General features: G+C 74.2%; 16 protein-coding genes. 7 read left to right on the forward strand and 9 right to left on the reverse strand.

Annotated elements, in window-relative coordinates; genetic code table 11:
* Nucleotides 1-10 precede the first annotated feature (10 nt).
* A complete protein-coding gene (locus OG295_RS31825) occupies nucleotides 11-1,363 on the forward strand; it encodes a DUF6777 domain-containing protein (protein WP_371680072.1) in 1,353 nt (450 codons plus the stop codon).
* Nucleotides 1,364-1,436: 73 nt separating this feature from the next.
* Nucleotides 1,437-3,503: a SpoIIE family protein phosphatase gene (locus OG295_RS31830; protein WP_371680073.1), complete on the forward strand. Its 2,067-nt coding sequence runs from the start codon at nucleotides 1,437-1,439 to the stop codon at nucleotides 3,501-3,503.
* 26 nt (nucleotides 3,504-3,529) lie between these two features.
* Here OG295_RS31830 and OG295_RS31835 read toward each other — a convergent pair whose 3' ends face one another.
* The 4 genes from OG295_RS31835 to OG295_RS31850 all read right to left on the reverse strand — a co-directional run bounded on the left by OG295_RS31835 (nucleotide 3,530) and on the right by OG295_RS31850 (nucleotide 7,961).
* A complete protein-coding gene (locus OG295_RS31835) occupies nucleotides 3,530-4,360 on the reverse strand; it encodes a DUF4328 domain-containing protein (RefSeq protein ID WP_371680074.1) in 831 nt (276 codons plus the stop codon).
* Between the two features lie 140 nt (nucleotides 4,361-4,500).
* Nucleotides 4,501-6,489 (reverse strand): ABC transporter permease, encoded by a 1,989-nt coding sequence (locus OG295_RS31840; protein WP_371680075.1) that lies wholly within the window; start codon nucleotides 6,487-6,489, stop codon nucleotides 4,501-4,503.
* Between the two features lie 138 nt (nucleotides 6,490-6,627).
* Nucleotides 6,628-7,443 carry a molybdate ABC transporter substrate-binding protein gene (gene modA, locus OG295_RS31845; protein ID WP_371680076.1) on the reverse strand — a complete coding sequence of 272 codons (816 nt, stop codon included), beginning with the start codon at nucleotides 7,441-7,443 and terminating at the stop codon, nucleotides 6,628-6,630.
* 122 nt (nucleotides 7,444-7,565) lie between these two features.
* Nucleotides 7,566-7,961, reverse strand: a complete 396-nt coding sequence (locus OG295_RS31850; protein ID WP_371680077.1) for a molybdopterin-binding protein — start codon at nucleotides 7,959-7,961, stop codon at nucleotides 7,566-7,568.
* 134 nt (nucleotides 7,962-8,095) lie between these two features.
* On the opposite strand from OG295_RS31850, the gene OG295_RS31855 reads away from it, so the two are divergent.
* Complete coding sequence (locus OG295_RS31855) at nucleotides 8,096-8,503, forward strand: S4 domain-containing protein (RefSeq protein WP_356210172.1); 408 nt, start codon at nucleotides 8,096-8,098, stop codon at nucleotides 8,501-8,503.
* A 226-nt stretch (nucleotides 8,504-8,729) separates the two neighbouring features.
* Here OG295_RS31855 and OG295_RS31860 read toward each other — a convergent pair whose 3' ends face one another.
* The 4 genes from OG295_RS31860 to OG295_RS31875 form a co-directional block, all read right to left on the reverse strand.
* Complete coding sequence (locus OG295_RS31860; protein WP_371680078.1) at nucleotides 8,730-9,137, reverse strand: PTS-dependent dihydroxyacetone kinase phosphotransferase subunit DhaM; 408 nt, start codon at nucleotides 9,135-9,137, stop codon at nucleotides 8,730-8,732.
* Nucleotides 9,134-9,760, reverse strand: coding sequence for a dihydroxyacetone kinase subunit DhaL (dhaL, locus tag OG295_RS31865; protein WP_371680079.1), 627 nt, complete (start codon nucleotides 9,758-9,760; stop codon nucleotides 9,134-9,136). The genes OG295_RS31860 and dhaL overlap by 4 nt, the downstream gene beginning before the upstream one ends.
* Before the next feature lie 62 nt (nucleotides 9,761-9,822).
* Entirely contained in the window at nucleotides 9,823-10,827 is a 1,005-nt protein-coding gene (gene dhaK / locus OG295_RS31870; RefSeq protein ID WP_371680080.1) for a dihydroxyacetone kinase subunit DhaK, read from the reverse strand.
* Nucleotides 10,824-11,168 (reverse strand): hypothetical protein, encoded by a 345-nt coding sequence (locus OG295_RS31875; RefSeq protein WP_371680081.1) that lies wholly within the window; start codon nucleotides 11,166-11,168, stop codon nucleotides 10,824-10,826. Before OG295_RS31875 ends, dhaK begins: the two co-directional genes overlap by 4 nt.
* Nucleotides 11,169-11,637: 469 nt before the next feature.
* Between OG295_RS31875 and OG295_RS31880 the strand changes: the two genes are divergently transcribed.
* The 3 genes from OG295_RS31880 (at nucleotide 11,638) to OG295_RS31890 (ending at nucleotide 17,032) form a co-directional block, all read left to right on the forward strand.
* The gene (locus tag OG295_RS31880; protein WP_371680082.1) at nucleotides 11,638-12,570 is read left to right on the forward strand and encodes a terpene synthase family protein; all 933 of its coding nucleotides are present in this window, start codon (nucleotides 11,638-11,640) and stop codon (nucleotides 12,568-12,570) included.
* A 14-nt stretch (nucleotides 12,571-12,584) separates the two neighbouring features.
* The gene (locus OG295_RS31885) at nucleotides 12,585-13,937 is read left to right on the forward strand and encodes a cytochrome P450 (RefSeq protein WP_371680083.1); all 1,353 of its coding nucleotides are present in this window, start codon (nucleotides 12,585-12,587) and stop codon (nucleotides 13,935-13,937) included.
* A gap of 275 nt (nucleotides 13,938-14,212) precedes the next feature.
* Nucleotides 14,213-17,032, forward strand: coding sequence for an AAA family ATPase (locus OG295_RS31890; protein WP_371680084.1), 2,820 nt, complete (start codon nucleotides 14,213-14,215; stop codon nucleotides 17,030-17,032).
* A gap of 85 nt (nucleotides 17,033-17,117) precedes the next feature.
* Here the strand turns inward: OG295_RS31890 and OG295_RS31895 are convergent, their stop codons facing one another.
* Entirely contained in the window at nucleotides 17,118-18,407 is a 1,290-nt protein-coding gene (locus tag OG295_RS31895; protein WP_371680085.1) for an SUKH-4 family immunity protein, read from the reverse strand.
* Between the two features lie 146 nt (nucleotides 18,408-18,553).
* On the opposite strand from OG295_RS31895, the gene OG295_RS31900 reads away from it, so the two are divergent.
* The gene (locus OG295_RS31900; protein ID WP_371680086.1) at nucleotides 18,554-20,125 is read left to right on the forward strand and encodes a molybdopterin-dependent oxidoreductase; all 1,572 of its coding nucleotides are present in this window, start codon (nucleotides 18,554-18,556) and stop codon (nucleotides 20,123-20,125) included.
* Nucleotides 20,126-20,270: the final 145 nt, after the last annotated feature.

Below are 20,270 nucleotides of genomic sequence, written 5' to 3' on the forward strand. Positions count from 1 at the left end.
AGAAGAGCCCGTGACCACGCAGCCCTCCGGCGAACGGCCGCCGCAGCCCCACCAGCCGTCACCGCCGGACGCGTCATCGTCCGGGCCCTCGTCCGGGCGCCCCACCGGGCCCCCTTCCGGACCGCTCTCCGGAGGGGCGGCGCCGGGTCCCCCCGGACCGCCGCCCCCGGCACCGCCCGGTGGGCCTCCCGGTGGGCCTCCCGGTGGGGAGCCGCCGGGCGGGGCGCGGCCCTGGTGGCGGTCCGGCCCCCGGATCGCGGCGGCGGCCGTGGCGCTGGCCGCCGTGGCCGCCCTGGTCGTGGTGCTGACCCGGCCGGGCGGCGGGGGCTCCACGCAGCGGGCCGGGGCCGAGGTGTTCCTCCAGCCGGCCGCGGTGACCGGCCCCGCCCCGTTCACCGAGTCCACGGCCGCGCGGGAGGCCACCCCGCCCCCGTACAGCCCGGCCCCGAACCCGACCCCGTCCCCGACGGGCACCGGCACCACCCCGACCCGCAGCGTCAGCGGCTCCGCTCCCGGCCTCTACGGCGGCACGAAGGACGTCGCCAGCTGCGACGTGCCGAGGCAGATCGCGGCGCTGTCCGCCGAGCCCGCCAAGAACGCGGCCTTCGCCTCCGCCCTCGGCCTCGACCCCTCCGCCGTTCCCGGCTACCTGCGCGCCCTGACCCCCGTACAGCTGCGCACGGACACCCGGGTCACCAACCACGGCTACCGCGACGGCAGGGCCGTCCCCTACCAGGCGGTCCTCCAGGCGGGAACGGCCGTACTGGTGGACGACCGCGGGGTACCGCGGGTCCGCTGCGCATGCGGCAACCCCCTCGGCGCCCCCGTGCCGCTGCCGGCGAACCCGAAGCGCTCCGGACAGCCCTGGCCCTCGTACCGGCCCGGCGAGGCCGTGGTGATCGCACCGTCGAAGACGGTGGTGCACAAGATCGTGATCTACGACCACGAGAGCGGCCGCTGGTACGAGCGCGACCGGGGCGCGGCCCCGAAGCCGGACCGTCCCGTACCGCCGCCGCCGACCCCCACCCCGCCGGCCGGCACGCCCTCGCCGGCCACCTCCCCGCCGTCCTCCGGCGCCACCTCACCGCCCGTGACCGGCACCCCGCGCACCCCGGGCACCGGAACGCCTGAGGACACCGCCACGGCGACCACCCCGTCCGGGAGCCCGTCGGGCGGCCCGGGGGACACGTCCGCCCCCTCGGCGCCGGCGTCGAAGCCGCCCGCCCTCACCGACCGCAGCACCCCGAGCGGTCCCACCACCCCGCCCGGCCCCTCCACCGCCCCGCCGGCGGGCCTGGCCCCGGCCTCCCCGTCCGGGTCCGGGGCCGGATCCGGGGAAGCGGAGGCGAACGGGGAAGGCTAGGCCGTCCGGCCCCGTACCGCGGCGCGACTTGAGACGGCATGCCGGGGACGGGGGACAGTGAGACCCTGGCTGCATGGACCAGCGGGGACGGACCCACGAGGTCGACTGGCCCGCGCGGCCGGATCTGAGCCTCGCGCTCAATCGCATGGGCACCTTCGACTGGGACCTCGAAAGCGGCCGCATGCATCTGGACGCCACCGCTCTAAAGGTCCTCGACCTGCCCGCCGAGGAGTTCGCCGGAACGCCCGAGGCACTGCTCGCCCGCGTCCTGCCCGACGAGAGGGCCCGGTTGGAGCACCGCGTCGAGAACGCCCTGCGGGACGGGCGCAGCCACTACGGGGCCTACTTCCGCACCCTGCGCCACGACGGCGGCACCGCGTGGACCCACGTCCAGGGGCACGTCCTGCGGGATCCGCGGGGCCGCCCGTACCGGATCATCGGCATCCTCCGCGACGCCGCCGCGGACCCCAACGAGCCGGGCGCCTCCGGGAACGGGGACGAGGGACGCCGGCGGATGACCGGGGTCGTCGAGCGGACCACCGCGATCCTCGCGCACGCCCGCACCGTCAACGACGTGACCGACGTCCTCAAGGACCCCGAGGCGCTCGGCCACCTCGGCGCCGTCAGCGTCATGCTCGGGATCGTCGACGGCGCCCGCATCCACCTGGTCGCCGAAGGGCAGCTCGGCTCGTACGTCCCCGAGATCGAGTACACGCGGATCGACGCGCAGTTCCCCATGAGCGAGGCCGTACGGACCCTGCAGCCGGTTTTCATCGCCTCGCGGGAGCAGTTCCAGCGCGGCTATCCGCGACTGTGGCCGTACATCGAGCCGCTCGCCGTGCGCAGCGGCGTCTACCTCCCGCTGATCGCCCAGGGGCGGCCCGTCGGCGCCCTCGGCCTGCTGTACCAGCGGGAAGGGGACTTCACCGCGGAGGAGCGCAACGTCCTGGTCGCCCTCGGCAGCGGCATCGCGCAGAGCCTCCAGCGGGCGATCCTCTTCGAGCAGGAGCACGACCTCGCCGAAGGCCTCCAGCGGGCCATGCTGCCCCGCCGCATCCCGGACGTGCCGGGCGCGTTGATCGCCGTCCGGTACCGGGCGGCGCGGATGGGGCGCGACATCGGCGGCGACTGGTACGACGTGGTCCCGCTCGGCGGCGGCCGGGTCGGGGTGATGATCGGCGACGTCGAGGGCCACGACACGGACGCGGCGGCCGTCATGGGCCAGCTCCGGATCGTGTTCCGCGCCTACGTCATGGAGGGCCACACCCCCGGTACGGCGATGGCGCGCGCCTCCGCCTTCCTGCGGGACCTGGCCACCGAACGCTTCGCCACCTGCACCTATGCCGAGGTGGACCTGAACACCGGAACCCTCCACCTGGTCCGGGCCGGCCACCTGGACCCGGTCGTCCGGCGCGGCGACGGCACCTGCCACCGCGTCCAGGTGGCGGGCGGGCTGCCGCTCGGCCTGCCCCCGCGCGAGCAGGCGGGCACCGGCTCCGGCTACCCGGTCACCAGCCTGGAACTGCACCCCGGGGACACCCTGCTGCTCTGCACCGACGGGCTGCTCGAACGGTCCGGCGGTGACCTGGAGACCGGGATGCGGGAGTTCATGGAGGCGGCCCGCGACGGTCCCGTCGACGTCGAGGAACTGGCCGACGTCCTGTGCGACCTCGTCGGGGACGCGGGCGGCGGGGACGACATGGCCCTGCTCCTGCTGCGCCGGCGCGGCACCCCCGCCCCGCGCGGTGGCGGCCCGTTGCACCAGCGCCTCGTTCCCGGGGATCCCGACAGCCTGGTGATGGGCCGTCACCTGATCCGGGCGGCGGTGGCCGCCTGGGGGGCCCGGGAGCGCGCCGACGAGATCGAGCTGGTGGCGGACGAGCTGATGACCAACGCCCTCGTGCACACCGACGGCGGCGGCCTGGTCAGTCTGCGGCTGACGGCCGAGGGCCGGATCCGGATCGAGGTCGAGGACTTCAGCAGCGCCCTGCCGCGCCGCCGCGAGGCCGACGACTGGGCGGTGTCGGGCCGCGGCCTGATGCTGGTGGAACGGCTCGCGGAGGGCTGGGGCGTGGAGCCCCGGGGCGGCGGGAAGTGCGTGTGGTGCGAGTTCACCGTTCCCCGGGGGGACGGGCGCTGACGGCGCCCGTCCCGAGGCGGTCCGGCTCAGGCGGCGGCGTACGGCCCCTGCACGGCCTTCACGTTCTGCAGGGCCGTCAGCCTGAGCACGAAGACGATGCCCAGCCCGGCCGCGGCCACGGTGGTCAGACCGGCGAACGCGCCCAGGGCGGACGCGGTGCGCAGGGCCTGCGGGGTGTCCGCCCGGCTGCCGAGCAGCGTGGCCGTCGTGTCGAGGACCCGGGAGAGGACCCAGAGGATCCACCACGAGGTCAGCGGCACCGTGGAGACCCGCCGGAAGGAGCCGTCCGGGCCCAGCTGCACGCTCGCCGCCCAGGTCTGCGCCGCGACCCGGTAGGGGAGGAAGAGGTTGCCGAAGGGGATGAACCAGGCCCCCACGGCCCAGCCCGCGGACCGGGTGAAGGCACCCGGGTTGAAGATCCCGCCGTTGGTCCGCACCCGGTGGAACCAGATGACGAAGACGACCGCCGTGGCCAGCAGCGTCAGGCCCTGGAAGCCGCCGGTGAGGGTGGTGAGCAGGTCCGCGCCTTCGAGGGTGTGCTGCTGCACCGCGAAGGGATCGGCCTGTACGTCCTTCATCAGCGACCACGTGTACAGGTCGGCGACGCACCCCAGCAGGGCGGCGACGGCCGCCGCGCAGAGCAGCACCGTCACGGCCGTCGCGAGGCCCCGCGGGGAACGCAGCACGGGGGCGGCCGGCTGCGGGGTGGGGTAGGCGGGGTGGGCAGGGGCCGGGTAGGACGGGGAGGGGAACGCCGGTCCCGGTGGCCCGGGGTACTCCGGTCGTGGGGCGGCCCCGTACGGCGGCTGCCCCGGCGGAGGCGGGGGCGGCGGCGAGCCGGGCGCGCTGAAGGACATGACGGAGGACCCCCCACGGGTACGGACGGCAACGGCAGGAGCGGGCCGGCCCGCTGACGGGCCGGCCGGGCAGGGTCGAACATATGTCAGCCCGTCTCCCGCGTCCAAAGGGATGCGCGAGGACGCGGGGCGGGCCGTCCCTACAGGCGTACGAGGGTGACCTCGGTCGCCTTCACGCTCGTCCAGACCGCGGTGCCGTCGGCCAGACCCAGTTCGGCGGCCGCCTCCGGAGTGACCTCCGCGACCAGGTCGGGGACCTCGGCGGACCCCACGAGGACGCGCAGCCGGCTGCCGACCGCGGTGATCTCCCGTATGGTGCCGGGCCAGACGTTGCGCGGACTGCCGCCGGGGCGCTCCCGGTGTACCGACACCGCCTCCGGGGCGATGATCGCCAGCGCCTCCGCCCCTTCGGGCAGGGCCTCCGCCACCACGAGCCGCCCGCCCGGGCCGAGCGCGAGCCCGTCGGCGGAGGCGGTGCCGGGCCAGGCGTTGCGGCCCAGCATCCGGGCCACCCAGGGCGAGCGCGGCCGGCGGGTCACCTCGGCCGGGGCCCCGTCCTGCAGGGTGCGCCCGTCGGAGAGGACGAGGACCCGGTCGGCCAGCGACACCGCCTCCACGGGATCGTGGGTGACGATCAGACAGACACCGTCGAAGCCCGCCAGGTGCGCGCGCAGGGTGTGCCGCACGTGGGCCCGGGTGGTCTGGTCGAGGGCGGCGAGGGGCTCGTCGAGCAGCAGCAGCCGGGGACGGGCGGCGAGCGCCCGCGCGAGGGCCACCCGCTGGGCCTGCCCCCCGGACAGCTGGGCCGGCTTGCGCCGGGCGAGGTGGCCGACGCCGAGCCGGTCCAGCCAGGCCTGCGCCTCGCGGCGGGCCGCGGCGCGGCCGGCCCCGCGGGCGCGCAGCCCGTACGCGGTGTTGGCGAGGGCCGTCAGATGGGGGAACAGCGCCCCGTCCTGCGGCACCCAGGCCACCTGGCGCCGGTGCGGGGGCAGGGCGGTGACGTCGGTGTCCCCGAGGCGCAGCCGGGCGTGGGCGCGCGGGGTCAGTCCGAGCAGGGCCCGCAGCAGGGTGGTCTTGCCGGCGCCGTTCTCGCCGACGACGGCGATGGTGGTGCCCGGTCCGGCGTCCAGGGTCAGCTCGTTGAAGCCGGTCACCTCGGCGTGCAGGGGCCATCCGCCGCCCTCGGCCCGCGCGGCCTCACCGCGGGGAGCGGGAGCGGGTGAGGGTGAGGGTGCGGCGGCGGCGGATCCGTCGGACGGGGGCGCGTCCTGCCCCGGGGCGGACGGTGCGCGCTCCTCGGCCGGCCGCCCCGCCCCGGCGTCCTTCGCGGCGACCGGGGTGGCGGTCCAGCGTCCGCGCAGGGCGATGAGCACGCCCATGGCGATGGCGAGCAGCAGCAGCGACACCGAGGTGGCGGCCTCCGGCTTGTCCTGGAGCAGCAGGTACACCTGGAGGGGAAGCGTCTGGGTGGTGCCGGGCAGGTTGCCCGCGAAGGTGATGGTCGCGCCGAACTCGCCCAGCGCGCGGGCCCAGGTGAGGGCCGCCCCGGCCACCAGACCGGGGGCCACCATGGGCAGGGTCACGGTGAAGAACACCCGGACCGGCGGGGCGCCGAGGGAGGCGGCCGTCTCCTCGTAGCTCTGCTTGAGCCCGCCGAGCGCGCCCTCCAGGCTGATCACCAGGAAGGGCATCGCCACGAACGTGGCCGCGACGACGGCACCGGAGGTGTGGAACGGCAGGGTGACGCCGAAGGTGTCCTCCAGCCAGGGGCCGAGGAGTCCGCGCCGCCCGAAGCCCAGCAGCAGGGCCACACCGCCGACGGTCGGCGGCAGCACCATGGGCAGCAGCACCAGCGAGCGCACCAGGGCCTTGCCCTTGAAGGGGACCCGGGCCAGCAGCCAGGCGAGCGGCACGCCGAGCAGCAGGGAGAGGCCGAGCGCCCACAGCGACACCACCAGCGACAGCTGCAGCGCCTCGACGACGCCGGGGCTGGTGAGGTGGGTACCGAGTTCGCCCCACTGCGTACGGGAGAGGATCCCGATCAGCGGCAGCAGCAGGAACGCGACGGCGAGCAGCGCGGGCAGCGCGAGTGCCAGCGGAGGCCGGGTGCGGGTGCGGAGTCTGCTCATCGGGTTCCTGGTCGAAGCGGCGCGAGGCGGGAAGGCCTGACGGGGGGAAAGGACGGGGACGGGGGGCCTTCTGCGGGCACGGACAAGGGGCTCTGCCCGTCCCCCCGGACCGGGCAGCCCCTTCGAACGTCGGGCCGGTTACGCCTTCTGGAAGCCGGCGTCCTGGAGGATCTTCTGGGCCTCCGGGGTGCTCAGCCAGGCCACGAACGCGGCCGCGGCCTCGCTGTTCTTGGACTGCTTGAGCGTCGCGGCCGGGTAGGAGGCCACGGCGTTCTGGTCGTCCGGGATGTCGACGGTGACGACCTTGTCACCGGACTTGGCGGAGTCCGTCTTGTAGACGAGACCGGCGTCGGCCTCGCCCAGCTCGACCTTGGAGAGGACGGCGCGGACGTTCGCCTCCTGGGAGACCGGCTTCACCTCGATCTTCTGGGCGTCGAGGATCTGCTTGCTGTAGCGGCCGACGGGGACCTCGGGCGCCGCCAGGACGACCTTGATCTTGGAGTCGGCGAGGTCCTTCAGCTCGTCGATCTTGAACGGGTTGTCCTTGCCCGCCGCGATGACGAGACGGTTCTTCGCGATGACCGCGGCGTCGTTGGTCTCGCCCTTGAGGCCGTCCATCGTCTTGGTGTCGGCGGTGACCAGGGCATCGGCCGGGGCGCCCTGCTTCACCTGCGCGGCCAGCTCCTGCGAACCGGCGAAGGAGAAGGTGATCTTCGTTCCGGGGTGGGACTTCTGGTACGCCTCACCGGCGGTCTTGAAGACGTCGGTGAGGGAGGAGGCGGCGAGGACGGTGAGGTTCACGTTCTTGGCCGGGGCCGCGGCCGGGGCCGAGGCGGACGGGGAGCCCGCGGCGCCGTCCTTCTTCTCGGCGTCGCTGCCACAGGCGGACAGCGGGACGAGCAGGGCGGCGGTCAGCGCGGCTGCGGCCGCGCGGCGGTTCAGGGTCGGGTACACGGTTCGGGCTCCTCGGTCGGGTCGGCGGCCGGCCGGGTGCCGGGACCGCGTGGTGGTGACCCGCGCCGGTGACGGGCGGAGCGGGTGGGGACGAGCGGTGGGAATGGGCTGCGGCGCGTGGATCAGGTGCGGTCGATGTGCACGCTGGTGGACTTCACGCGGGCGGTGGCCTGCATGCCGACCTCCAGACCCAGTTCCTCGACGGCCTCGCGGGTGAGCAGGGAGACCAGGCGGTGGGGACCGGCCTGGATCTCCACCTGGGCGGCCACGTCGCCGAGTTTGACGGCGGTGACGATCCCGGGGAAGGCGTTGCGCGCGGAGGTGTAGGGCTCTCCGTCCTCGGCGTGGGCGCCCTGCCCCACCTCGACGGAGAAGACCGCGAGGTCACGGCCGTTGATCAGACGACGGCCGCCCTCGTCGCGATGGGTCGCGACCCGGCCGGCGTCGGCCCAGCGGCGCGCCGTGTCCGGGCTGACGCCCAGCAGACGTGCCGCCTGTCCGATGGTGTAGGACTGCATGGGCGACAAGGTAGGGGCACTTCTGGCGCATTTGCAATTCGTTTGGGGCGATCTCCGTCGCAGATGCCATCCCCATTGTGTTATCCGCCAAATCTCATTCTGCTTCCCGGCCTTCCGATCGCTAAAGTCTGGGCATGGCTGATGCAGACGCGAGGACGACGGGTTCGACGGATGCGGGCGGTACGGCGAGGGTGGACGCCTGGATGTGGTCGGTGCGCCTGACCAAGACCCGGTCGGTCGCCGCCACCGCCTGCCGGGCGGGCCACGTCAAGGTCAACGGGGAGCGCGCGAAGCCCGCGCAGAGCGTGCGCGCGGGGGACGAGGTGCGGCTCTACCACGCGGGGCGCGAGCGCGTCGTCGTGGTTCGGCGGCCGGTGACCAAGCGGGTCGGGGCTCCCGTCGCGGCGGAGTGCTTCATCGACAACAGCCCGCCGCCGCCCACTCCGGTGGAGGCGGCCGTGGTCGGCATCCGCGACCGCGGGGCGGGCCGCCCGACCAAGCGCGAGCGCCGCGAGATCGAAACCCTGCGCGGGCGCCCGTAGCCATCCGGCGGCGGACCCGGTGGTGGGGCCCGGCAGCGCGTCCCCGGGGCCGGGGCCGGGGCTCGGCGGGCCCGCCGGGCGGCCGGGTCCGCCGGCCCCGGGGACGTCCGCGTGAGTTCCGCGCGTGCCCGGTCCGCCCGTGAGCCCGGTTCCGCCCCGCCCCGCCCGGTTCGGGGGCGGGAGCGCGTGCGGGAGCCCGTCCGGACCGGGGGCGGACCGCGCAGGATCAGGCCTTGCGGTAGTCGTACGCCTCGGCGGCGGCCGCCACCACCGCGTCCAGCGGGGCGCCCGCGGAGGCGGCCACCACCGCCGCCACCGCCCCCTCCAGGAAGGGGGCGTCCGCCAGCCGGGATCCGGCGGGCAGTTCCTCGTCCTCCAACAGGGCCTTGACCGTCAGCACCGAGCTGCCCAGGTCGGTCAGGAGTGCCACCCCCGCCCCCTGGTCCACCGACGCCGCGGCCGCCAGGATCAGCTCCGCGCTCGTCCCCAGCCCGCCGTCGACGGCGCCGCCCGCCGGGGCCACCGGAGCCACCGCTCCGCCCGCGGCCAGCCCGCGGGCCAGCTCCGCCACCGACTCCGCGACCGCGGCGCTGTGGGAGACCAGCACGATCCCGACCACCGGCCCGCCGCTCATGCCGCACCGCCCGTGTCGCCGGTGCCCCCGGCGGCGTCGGCCAGCGCGCGCAGCAGCAGCGCCGACGAGGTGGCGCCCGGGTCCTGGTGCCCGATGCTGCGCTCCCCGAGGTAACTGGCCCGGCCCTTGCGCGCGAGCATCGGCGTGGTCGCCTCCGCGCCGTTCTCGGCCGCGTCCGCGGCGTCGCCGTAGGAGGCGGCGAGGGCCGCGACCCCCGGTACCAGCGCGTCCAGCATGGTCTTGTCGCCCGGTGCCGCCCCGCCGAGCCGGGCCACCGCGCCCACCCCCGCGTCCAGCGCCCCGCGCACCTGCTCGTCGGAGACCTCGGCGGCCTCCCCGAGCTCCTTGCCACTGCTGCGCAGCAGTGTCCCGTACAGCGGACCGGAGGCGCCGCCGACGGTGGAGATCAGCGTCCGCCCGGCCAGTTGCAGCAGCGCGCCCGGCGGGGCCGCCGCGTCGGCCCCGGCCAGCGCCGCGCGGACGGCGACGAAACCCCGCAGCATGTTGCTCCCGTGATCGGCGTCCCCGATGGGGGAGTCCAGCTCCGTCAGCCGGTCCGCCTCCCGCTCCACGGACGCCGCGGCGGCGTCCAACCAGCGTCGGAAGAAGTCTGCGTCACGCACCGGATCTCCTCGTCTCGCACCCGCTCGGACGGTCCCACCGCCACCCTACGGTCACCCGCGTCTCAGCGGCCCCAGCGCAGCGCGGCGGTCTGCACCGGCGCGTCCCACAGGCGCAGCAGCTCGTCGTCGGCCCGGCACAGGGTCACCGAACAGCCCGCCATGTCGAGCGAGGTCACGTAGTTGCCGACGAGGGACCGTGCCACCGGCACGCCGCGGGCCTCCAGCACCCGGGCCACCTCCGCGTGGAACCCGTACAGCTCCAGCAGCGGGGTCGCCCCCATCCCGTTGACCAGGGCCAGTACCGGCGCGTCCGCCGGGCCCGACTGCGCCAGGTCCTCCAGTACGGCGCCCACCGCGAACTCCGCGATCTCCCGGGAGGTCATCATCGCGCGCCGTTCCCGGCCGGGCTCCCCGTGGATGCCGATGCCCAACTCCAGCTCCCCGTCGGGGAGGTCGAAGGTCGGGCTGCCCTTGGCGGGGGTGGTGCAGGCGCTGAGCGCCACTCCGAAGCTGCGCGAGGACGCGTTGACCTGACGGGCGATCGCCGCGACCCGGTCCAGCGGGGCGCCCTCCTCGGCGGCCGCTCCGGCGATCTTCTCGACGAAGAGGGTGCCACCGGTGCCGCGCCGGCCCGCCGTGTAGAGGCTGTCCGTGACGGCCACGTCGTCGTCGACCAGGACCTGTTCGACCCGCAGGCCGTCGTCCTCGGCCAGTTCCGCGGCCATCCGGAAGTTGAGCACGTCGCCGGTGTAGTTCTTCACGACGAACAGCACGCCCTGCCCGGAGTCGACGGCGCCGGCCGCGCGCAGCATCTGGTCCGGCACCGGCGAGGTGAAGACCTCCCCGGGGCAGGCGGCCGACAGCATCCCGTACCCGACGAAGCCGCCGTGCAGGGGTTCGTGCCCGGAGCCGCCGCCGGACACCAGTCCGACCCGCCCGCCCTCGCGGGCGTCGCGGCGTACGACGAGCCGGTTCTCGACGTCCACGTCCAGTTCGGGATGTGCGGCCGCCATTCCGCGCAGGGCGTCGGCGACCACGGTGTCCGCGGTGTTGATCAGCATCCTCATGGTTCTCTCCCGGTGAGGTCGACGGTGTTCTCCACGACCGCCCGGCCCTTGCCGCCGCCGGGGGCGACGACCTCGATCAGGTGGTGGTCGAGGTGGCCCGTGATCATGGCTGCCATGAGGGAGGGGTACTCGCGCTGCAGGTTGGGGGCGAGTCCGCGGTCCCCGGGCACCTCCAGTACAGTCCTGTCACCTTGCTCCGGCAATGCGCAGGCGGACCGGACCGTGCGGACGAGGACCTCGAACCGCTCCCCGTCGAGGCGGTCCCGCAAGCCGTCCAGGCATGTTCCCGGGACGTCCGCCCCCCGGTCGTCGTCCGGATCCGGCGGTCGGTATCCGATCACGTTCCCACCTCTCCCGGGCGGCCGTGTCCACTCGCAGTGTAGGCCGCGGGCCCCGCCCGGCGCGGGGTATGCCGTTCGCATATTCCGCACGAATACACTTTCGGTATTTTCCGGATGAATTCATCTTCTCCTCTCGTCCTACATTGACAGTGCGCTGCGACCTGCGAGTTAATTAGTTCAACGGTGGCCTGATGTGGTCGTGTGTCGGCGGGATCTGGTCGCTCCATGACCGGTTCATTTCGGCAGCCACAGCCGGTCGCCGCGACAATGCCGCAGCAGAAGGGGTGTCTTCACGCGATCGCGACCGTCGCGATCGTTCAGGTGAGCGGGTATTGGCGAATCGGACTCTTTCATGGGGGGATCAATGGCCCAGCTCGATTCTTTCTCTGTTCCTGATTTTCACCTTCCCTTCGGGAATTCCAAACATCCCCTGGCCGCCCGCGCGAACGCCGAGGCCGTCACATGGGCGGTGCGCCACGAACTCGTCACCGATGCCGTGGACCAATTCGCGGGCATCGGGTTCGGTCATCTCGCCGGCCGGGTGAGCGGTGAGGTGCCGTACGAAACGGTCGTCCTGCTCGCCGAATGGATGGCGTGGTCGTTCGTTCTGGACGACCAGCACGACCACCTCATCAGGACGGGTGAGGTCGCCGCCTGGCGGCCGGTGGCCGACGCGATAACCGAGCACCTGGCGACGGGATCGGGCGGGGGTGCGCGGGCCCGCCGCAACCCGCTGGTGAAGGGGTTCGTCGACGTGTGCGACCGGATCCTGGACGGGATGCCCGAGGGGCCCGCGGCCCGCTACCGGGCCCATGTCCCGCTCATGCTGGGTTCCTTGGACCAGGAGGCCGGCAACCGCGGGGGCGAGGGCCGCCCGTCGGTCCGGGACTACATCCTGATGCGCCGTCACAGCTCGCAGATACTGCCGATGATGGACATGGTGGAGGCGGGGCTCGGCCTGGACGTGCCGCAGCGCATCCACGACCTGCCCGAGTACCGGGCGCTCGTCGCGAGCGCCCTGGACGTCATCTCCTGGGGCAACGACGTGTTCTCCCTCCCCAAGGAGCACTCCTGCGGGGACAACAACAACCTCGTCTCCCTCATCGCCGCCTGGGAGGGCTGCTCGCTCTCCGCGGCGGTCCGGGCGGTCGAGGTCCGCATCCAGGACCGGATCGAGGAGTACCTCGCCGGGGAGAGGCTGCTGACCGAGGCCCTGGACGCCCGCGGCGAGACCGATCCCCGGGTGCGCGACGCGGTCTCCCGGTGCGTGCGCAGCTACGAGGACTGGATCATCGGCGCGGATCTGTGGCAGCGTTACGAGTGCACGCGGTACAGCGACGAACGGTTCGCGGCCGGGCTGGAGTCTGCGTACACCCGCCCCGGCCTGGTCTCGGTGGCATGACAGGGAGTCGGTCCATGGCACAGGCGGAGCAGCCCGGCTCTGTGGTCCCCGCACCCGTGGCTCCGGGGCGGTTACCGCTCCTGGGCCACGCGGTGCAGCTGTGGCGGCGGCCGATCGCCTTCCTGGAGTCCCTGCGGGAGCACGGGGAGGTCGTGCGCCTCGACATCGGCACCTGGCCCGTGTTCGTCCTCACGAGCCCGGAGCACGTCCACGACGTGCTCGTCCAGCAGGCGCAGCGGTTCGGGCGCGGCCGGGTCTTCGAGCGGCTGCGCCCCATGTTCGGCAACGGCATCGTGACCACCGACGGGGACTTCCACCGCAAGCAGCGCCGGATGATGCAGCCGGCCTTCCACCGCAACCACATATCCGAGTACGCCGAGGTGATGGGCCGCCAGGCCACGGCGATGTCCTCGTCGTGGACGTCCGGCCGCGAGGTCTCGATGGTCACCGAGACCCGCCGCTACGCCCTCTCCTCGGTCGCCGAGATGATCTTCTCGGGGGACCTGAGCCGGCCCGCCGTGGAGGAGGTCCACCGCTCGCTGCCCATCGTCCTGGAGGGCATGCTCGTACGCGCGGTCATGCCCAAGTCACTGGACCGGCTGCCCATTCCGCTCAACCGGAGGTTCGACTCCGCCGCCGCGCGGCTGCGCGGGATCATCGACCAGGTGATCGCGCAGTACGGGTCCGACGGCGAGGAGCGGCACGACCTGCTGTCGCTGCTGCTGTCGAGCGTGGACGCCGAGACGGGCGCGGGGATGACTCCCGAGCAGGTGCGCGACGAGGTGATCGCCATCATGTTCGCCGGTACGGAGACCTCGGCGACCACCCTGGCCTGGACCTTCCACGAACTCGGCCGGCACCCCGAGGTGCAGGAGCGGCTCCGGGCCGAGGTCGACGAGGTGGTGGGCGAGGGCCCGGTCCGCGCCGAGGACCTGGCGCGGCTGACGTACGCGCACGACGTGTTCCAGGAGGCGCTGCGCCTGCATTCGCCCCTGCTCTTCACCCGGCGCGCCCTCGCCCCGCTCACGCTCGGCGGGGTCGCCATTCCGGCCGGGGCCGAACTGGCCTACAGCCCGTACGCGCTGCACCGTGACCCCGCCCTCTTCCCGGACCCCACGGTCTTCGACCCGGACCGCTGGCGCAAGGACGCGGGGGAACGGCCGCGCGACCACCGGTACGTCCCGTTCGGGGCGGGTCAGCACAAGTGCATCGGCGACACGTTCGCGGTGGCGGAGATCCTGACGGCCCTGGCCACCGTGTCGTCACGCTGGCACCTGACCCCGGCCCCGGGCGTCACGGTGCGTGAGGTTCCGGCGGGCATTCCCCAGCCGAGTGAACTCCCGATGATTCCTATAGCCCGGCGTTGACGAAATCCGATCGTTCTTGTTCGTTTCTAGACGGATTTACGTCAAATGCTGAGCATCACACCGCAATGAAGCCGACCGATAGTACAGCATTGTCCCCGTAAGAGTGGCGAGATGCCTCAATATTAAGTTTAAGCAGCAACATCTCGCCCCCGGGGCCGTACACTCGGCCGCACGCGCAGGAGGGGGCAGGAATGTCACATGTCACGGAACCGAGAGGGTGGGCCCCCGCGCCCCTCCTCGAGCGGGAATCCGAAATTCTGGCGATCCATCGCGCGGTGGACGAACTCTTCGGTGTCTCGGACACCGGTTCGCCCACCCGCCGCGGAGGCGTCCTGACCTTCGCCGGGTCGGGCGGCATAGGCAAGACCACCCTGCTGGGCGAGGCCCGTCGGCACGCCGCCGACCGCGGCTGCACCGTGCTCTTCGCACGGGGCGGCGAGCAGGAGAAGCAGGTCCCGTTCCACGTCATGCGCCAGCTGATCCAGCCGACGTTCGCCGCCCTTAGCGAGCAGGAGCGGCTCGACGTCCTCGGCAGCTGGCACGGCATCGTCGCCCCGGCACTCGGCCTGACGGCCTCCGCCAAGGGCCGTACAGCGCCCGACCCCCAAGGCGTCCGGGACGGCCTGGACTGGGTCGTGACGCATTTAGCGGTACGCAGCGGCGCGCCCGTCGTCCTGATCCTCGACGACGCGCACTGGGCCGACGCCGAATCCCTGGCGTGGCTGGCCGCCTTCGCGGCGCGGGCCGAGGAGCTGGCCATGCTGATCATGGTGGCCTGCCGGCCCGACGAGATCCCTTCGGACGCCGCCCCGCTGCGCGCCCTGATGGGCCGCCAGGGGACCCGCCCGCACGAACTGGCCCCGCTCACCACGAGCGCCGTGGCCCGCATCGTGCGCGAGGCCCTCGGCGAGAGCGCCGACGACGTGTTCTGCCGGGAATGCTGGGCGATCACCGGAGGCAACCCCTTCGAGGTCGTCGAACTGGGCATGAAGGGCCGCGACCGCGGTCTCAAACCGCACCAGGACAACATCCCCCAGCTGCGCGACCTGGCCTCCGCCGTCAAGGGCAGCGGCCTGATCGAGCGCCTCGAACAGCTCGGGCCCTCCACCGTCCGGCTGGCCTGGGCCGCCGCCGTCCTCGGCAACGCGGTCCCGGTCGGCATCGTCGGGGGCGTCGCGGCGCTCGGCGAGGCACAGGCCGCCGACGCCATCGACCAGCTGCACAACGCGCGCATCCTCACCGTCCTGACCAGCGTGCAGCGCAAGGAGGTCGTGGAGTTCTTCCACCCCCTCATCGCCACCGCCGTCTACCGCTCGATCCCGCCCGGCGTGCGCGTCGGCATGCACGGGATGGCCGCACAGGCCCTGGTCGACGACGGGCACGGCCCCACGGCCGCGGCCCGCCACCTGCTGGAGATGCACCCCGAGGGCGACCCCTGGGTGGTGCAGCAGCTGCGCCGGGCCGCGCGGGAGAGCTTCTCCGCGGGAGCGCCCGACGCCGCGCGGCGCTACCTGGCGCGGGCACTGCGCGAACCGCCCGAGGCCGAACACCGAGCCGGGGTGCTCTTCGAACTCGGCTCCGCCAACCTCCTGCACGACCCGGTGACCACCATCAACCAGCTCAGGACGGCACTGGAGGAACCCAGTACCGCGCCGGAGCTCCGCGAGGCGATCACGTACCGGCTCGCCCAGGCCCTCGGCCACACCGGGCAGCTGGCGCAGGCCGCCGAACTCCTCGCGGAGGAGGCCCGGCACGCGACGAGCTCCCGCACCCGGCTGCGCATGCAGGCCGAACAGTTCAAGTGGAACTCCGTCCGGGTCGACGAGGAGAACTCGCCCGCCCGGTCCCGGCTGCTCGTCCAGTTCGCGAAGCGGATCGTCGGCCGGGGCCTGGCCGAGCGGCACATCCTGGGCCTGCGCGCCTGGGACGCCGCCCTGCGCGGCGAACCCGTCGCCACCGCCCTGGACTACGCGGAGCAGGCGCTGGACGGAGGAATGAGCTGGACCGACCAGGACTTCGGTTTCGAGGTCCCGGCCGTCGTGGCCCTCACCCTCATGTACTGCGACCAGCCGGGCCGCGCCGAGGAACTCTTCAACACCGCCATCGTGGAGTTCGAGGCGAAGGGCTGGCGCGGCGCCCACCTGTCGTTCGTCTACACGCTGCTCGGCTACATCCGTTACCGGCGCGGACGCCTCGCGGAGGCCGAGGACTTCGTCCGCAGCGGCCTGCAGATCGCCGACCGCATCGGGCACGACATCCCGGCCCAGTGGTACGCGATCGGCACCCTCATCGAGACGCTGCTCGCCCGCGGGAACGTCGCCGAGGCCCGGCAGGTCGCCCGCACCTACAAGCTGGCCGACGGATTTCCCCCGGCGGTCGTCTACCCCGACCCGCAAGCCGTGTGGGGCAAGCTGCTCCTGGCCCAGGGCCGCATCGAGGAGGCGGAGCACCACCTGTCCGCCGCCGGGAAGCGGCTCGACCTGCGCGGCACGCGGAACCCGTCGTGGAGCCCCTGGCAGCTCGACCTGGCCCTCGCCCAGCTCACGCACGACACCGAACTGGCCGCCGCCACGGCGGCCGAAGCGGTCGTGCGCGCCCGCGCGTTCGGAGCGTCCAGCGTGATCGGCCACGCCCTGCGCGTCGCGGCGGCGGCATCCGAGCCCGCCCGTGCCGCGGTCCTGCTCAAGGAGGCCGTGGACCACCTCGACCAGTCCCCGGCCGCCGCCGAACTGGCGCACGCGCTGATCGACCACGGGACGGCCCTGCACACCCTGGGCGACCCGCACCAGGCGGCGCAGCAGCTCTACCGGGGCATGGAAACCGCCGCCGCCTGCGGTGCGGAGGTCCTGGTGGACCGGGCCCGTGCCCAGCTCGCCTCGGCCGGGCTGCGTCCCCGCCGGCTGTACACCTCAGAGCAGGACAGTCTGACGGTCGCCGAGCACGCGGCGGCGCGCCATGCCGCCCGGGGCCTGGACAACGCGGCGATCGCCAAGGAGTTGCAGGCCGACCCCCGGGCGGTACCGGAACTGCTGTCCGCGGTCTTCACCAAACTGGGCACCGACCGGCTCGGACTGGGCCGGGCCCTCCGGGACTGACCGGGGGCCGGGACCACCGGCCGGCCGCAAGGGGAGGGCGGGCCGCCGCGACACGCGCGCGGCGGCCCGCCGACCCCGCCGGCGCTCAGTAGCCGTACACGGTCAGCTCGGTGATCGACGCGAAGACGTGCTCCCACAGCTCCTGTGCGGGGCCCGGCTCCAGGGCGGCCGGCTCCAGGGCGGCGATCTCGTCGTTGAAGTCCCCGATGCCGTCCTCGCCCGGGTAGGGGTACCAGCAGGCCCCCATGTACCGGCGGACGGCCTCCAGCAGCCTGACGAAGGTCTCCGTGTCGCGGGCGAGGCCGAACGGTTCCTCCTCGTTGCGGGACACGAGGACCTCGCCCGTCCCCGCGTCGACCAGCACCCGGCCCTCGTCCCCGTAGCCCAGCCCGAAGGAGCCCAGACAGAGGAGGCCCTCCGGGTCCTCCGGGGCCCGTACGGGGCCCTCGTCCCCGAAGCCCAGCTCGAAGGAGGTCACCCCCGCGCCCCAGTGGCGGGGCATGCCGACACGGGTCAGCAGCTCCCGGGTCGGGGCGTGCGTCAGGGCGGCGGGCAGCGCGGACTCCGCCAGCCGTTGCACGTGCCCGGCGCCGAAGACCCCGTCCAGCCGGGCGGCGTCCAGCGGGGAGTCGGCCGGTGTCGGGTCCAGGAACCACGGCTCGCCGTCCCCCTCCTCCCAGGAAGCGGTGTCGGCTCCGCCGGTGGGCCAGTCGGTCACCGCCGGGTTGCGCTCGGCGACCAGCACCCCGCGCGCCTCGGCGAGCAGGAACCGGCCCCCGCCGAGGGCCAGGGGCTCCTCCCAGGTCCCGGGGCACCGGAGCGCCCAGGCCCCTTCCTCGCCGTCGAAGAGGAACGGTTCCGCCTCTTCGGCCTCCCCGGTCCGGGCCACGTACGTCCCGTCGGCCGGTGGCGGGCACGGCGTGCCGGTGGCCAGGTCGAACCAGCGGTCGGCGGTCCAGATCGCCCACACCTTGAGCAGCGGTCCGTCCCCGGTGCCCCGCGCGTCGTCGAAGACCTCGGCGCTCCGGTCCCCGCTGAGGTTCGGATCGGCCCGGTGGGCGCCGACCGGACGCCACCAGGCCCACACGGTCCGCCACGGCATCCCGGGCTCGGCGGCCGCGACCTCGTCGGCGTAGGCGTCCCGGCCCAGCACCTTCGCGGCGAAGTGCAGCCACGAGGCGAACTCGGCGCGTGAGACCTCCTCGCGCCCGAACACGGCCTCGGCCTGGGTGAACACCTCGCGCCCCACCCCGCCGGCCGATCCGGCGAGGGCGCGGGCGCGGTCGGGGCCGGCCTCCAGCAGGGCCGCGGGCGAGGCGAAGGGGGAGACGGCGGAACCGGGGGACACAACGGTGTCAAGATCGTCACGAAGCATGGGGGCCATGGTGCCACCGGCCACCGACACTGCTCCGCGGGGTGCCGCCCCGTCCCCGGCACTCCCGCCGACGTCAACCGGGAGCGTTCTTTCACTCGAACGGCGGATCGGCCAATCCGCCGGACCGGTGGCCCCGAAGACCCGTTGTGAGGATCAACCGCAGCACCTTCGCCCGCACCGCCCCGGCGGCGCTCGGCGGCCTGCTCTCCGGCTACGCGGCCCTGGCGGCCGCCGAGCTGGTCTCGGCCGCCGTACGCCCCGAGGCGGGGCCCGTCACGGCGGTGGGCGGGGCGGCCATCGACCGGACGCCGGCCGCCCTGAAGGACTGGGCGGTCCGTCACTTCGGCACCGACGACAAGCTCGTCCTCCAGCTGGGGATCCTGGCGGTCCTCGGCCTCCTCGCCGTCGCCCTCGGCCTCCTCGCCCTCCGCCACCGGCGCACCGGCGCGGCCGGGGTGCTGCTCTTCGGAGCGGTCGGCGGCGCGGCCGCCCTGACCCGGCCCGACTCCACCGGCCCGGCCGACGTCCTGCCCTCACTGGCGGGGGCGCTGGCCGGGGCGGGACTGCTGTACCTCCTGACCGGCCTGCTGACCGCCCCGCGGCCGGAGCCCGCCCCGGGCGGCGCCGACCGGAGCCGCCGGGTCTTCCTGTACGCCGCCGGGGCCACGGCGCTGACCGCCACGGCGGCCGGAGCCCTCGGGCGCCGCCTCGGAGCCTCGCGGGGCCGGGACGCGGCCGCCACCCGGGACGCCGTCCGGCTGCCCGCACCCGCCTCACCCGCCGCGGCGCTGCCCCGGGGAGCCTCCCTCCGCGTTCCCGGGATCAGCCCCTTCACCACCCCGAACGCCGACTTCTACCGGGTCGACACCGCCCTGGTGGTCCCCAGACTGTCCGCCGACACCTGGCGGCTGCGCATCCACGGCCGGGGCGTGGCCCGGCCCCGCACCTACACCTACGCCGACCTGCTGGGCCGGGACCTGATCGAACGCGACATCACCCTGACCTGCGTCTCCAACGAGGTCGGCGGACCCTACGCCGGCACCGCCCGCTGGCTCGGCGTCCCCCTCGCCGGCCTGCTGCGCGAGGCCGGCGTACGCCCCCCGTCCCGGGGCGGCCCGGCCGACCAGCTGGTGGCCCGGTCCACGGACGGCATGACCCTGGGCAGCCCCGTCGAGGAGGTCATGGACGGCCGGGACGCACTGCTCGCCGTGGGCATGAACGGCGAGCCCCTGCCCTTCGAGCACGGCTTCCCCGTACGGATGCTCGTACCGGGCCTCTACGGATACGTGTCCGCCTGCAAGTGGATCCAGGACATCGAGCTGACCACCTTCGACGCCTACGACCCGTACTGGGTCAAGCGGAAGTGGGCGCGCAGGGCCCCCGTCAAGACGCAGGCGCGCATCGACACGCCCAAGCCCTTCGCACGGCTGCGCACCGGCCCGGTCACCGTCGCCGGGGTGGCCTGGGCCCAGCACCGCGGCATCGACCGGGTCGAGGTGCGCGTCGACGAAGGGCCCTGGGAGCAGGCCGACCTGGCGGCCGAGGACACCGCCGACACCTGGCGGCAGTGGTCCTACCCCTGGCGCGCCGCCACCGGCGGCCACACCCTCACCGTCCGCGCCACCGACCGGACGGGAACCGTCCAGACCGAGGAGCGCACGCGGACCGTCCCGGACGGCGCGAGCGGCCGGCACTCGGTCGTGGTCAGCGTCGACTGAGCCCCCGTCCACCGCCCCCGGGCGGTCGGAGGCCGCCCGAGGCCGTCCGAGGCCGTCCGAAGACCCTCCCCGACCCCTCCGACCCCTCCGACCCTCCGACCCCCTCCGTCCTCCCCATCCACTCCTCCCCAGCCCCTTCCGAACC

The organism is Streptomyces sp. NBC_01276 (assembly GCF_041435355.1).
Lineage (GTDB): Bacteria > Actinomycetota > Actinomycetes > Streptomycetales > Streptomycetaceae > Streptomyces.

What these genes read in the sequence shown, in the direction of transcription:
- OG295_RS31830 (WP_371680073.1), top strand. Translation starts at nt 1,437, where the DNA reads ATGGACCAGCGGGGACGGACCCACGAGGTCGACTGGCCCGCGCGGCCG.
- dhaK (WP_371680080.1), bottom strand. Translation starts at nt 10,827, where the DNA reads ATGAGGATGCTGATCAACACCGCGGACACCGTGGTCGCCGACGCCCTG.
- OG295_RS31835 (WP_371680074.1), bottom strand. Translation starts at nt 4,360, where the DNA reads ATGTCCTTCAGCGCGCCCGGCTCGCCGCCGCCCCCGCCTCCGCCGGGG.
- OG295_RS31860 (WP_371680078.1), bottom strand. Translation starts at nt 9,137, where the DNA reads ATGAGCGGCGGGCCGGTGGTCGGGATCGTGCTGGTCTCCCACAGCGCC.
- OG295_RS31895 (WP_371680085.1), bottom strand. Translation starts at nt 18,407, where the DNA reads ATGCTTCGTGACGATCTTGACACCGTTGTGTCCCCCGGTTCCGCCGTC.
- OG295_RS31850 (WP_371680077.1), bottom strand. Translation starts at nt 7,961, where the DNA reads ATGCAGTCCTACACCATCGGACAGGCGGCACGTCTGCTGGGCGTCAGC.
- OG295_RS31855 (WP_356210172.1), top strand. Translation starts at nt 8,096, where the DNA reads ATGGCTGATGCAGACGCGAGGACGACGGGTTCGACGGATGCGGGCGGT.
- OG295_RS31840 (WP_371680075.1), bottom strand. Translation starts at nt 6,489, where the DNA reads ATGAGCAGACTCCGCACCCGCACCCGGCCTCCGCTGGCACTCGCGCTG.
- OG295_RS31885 (WP_371680083.1), top strand. Translation starts at nt 12,585, where the DNA reads ATGGCACAGGCGGAGCAGCCCGGCTCTGTGGTCCCCGCACCCGTGGCT.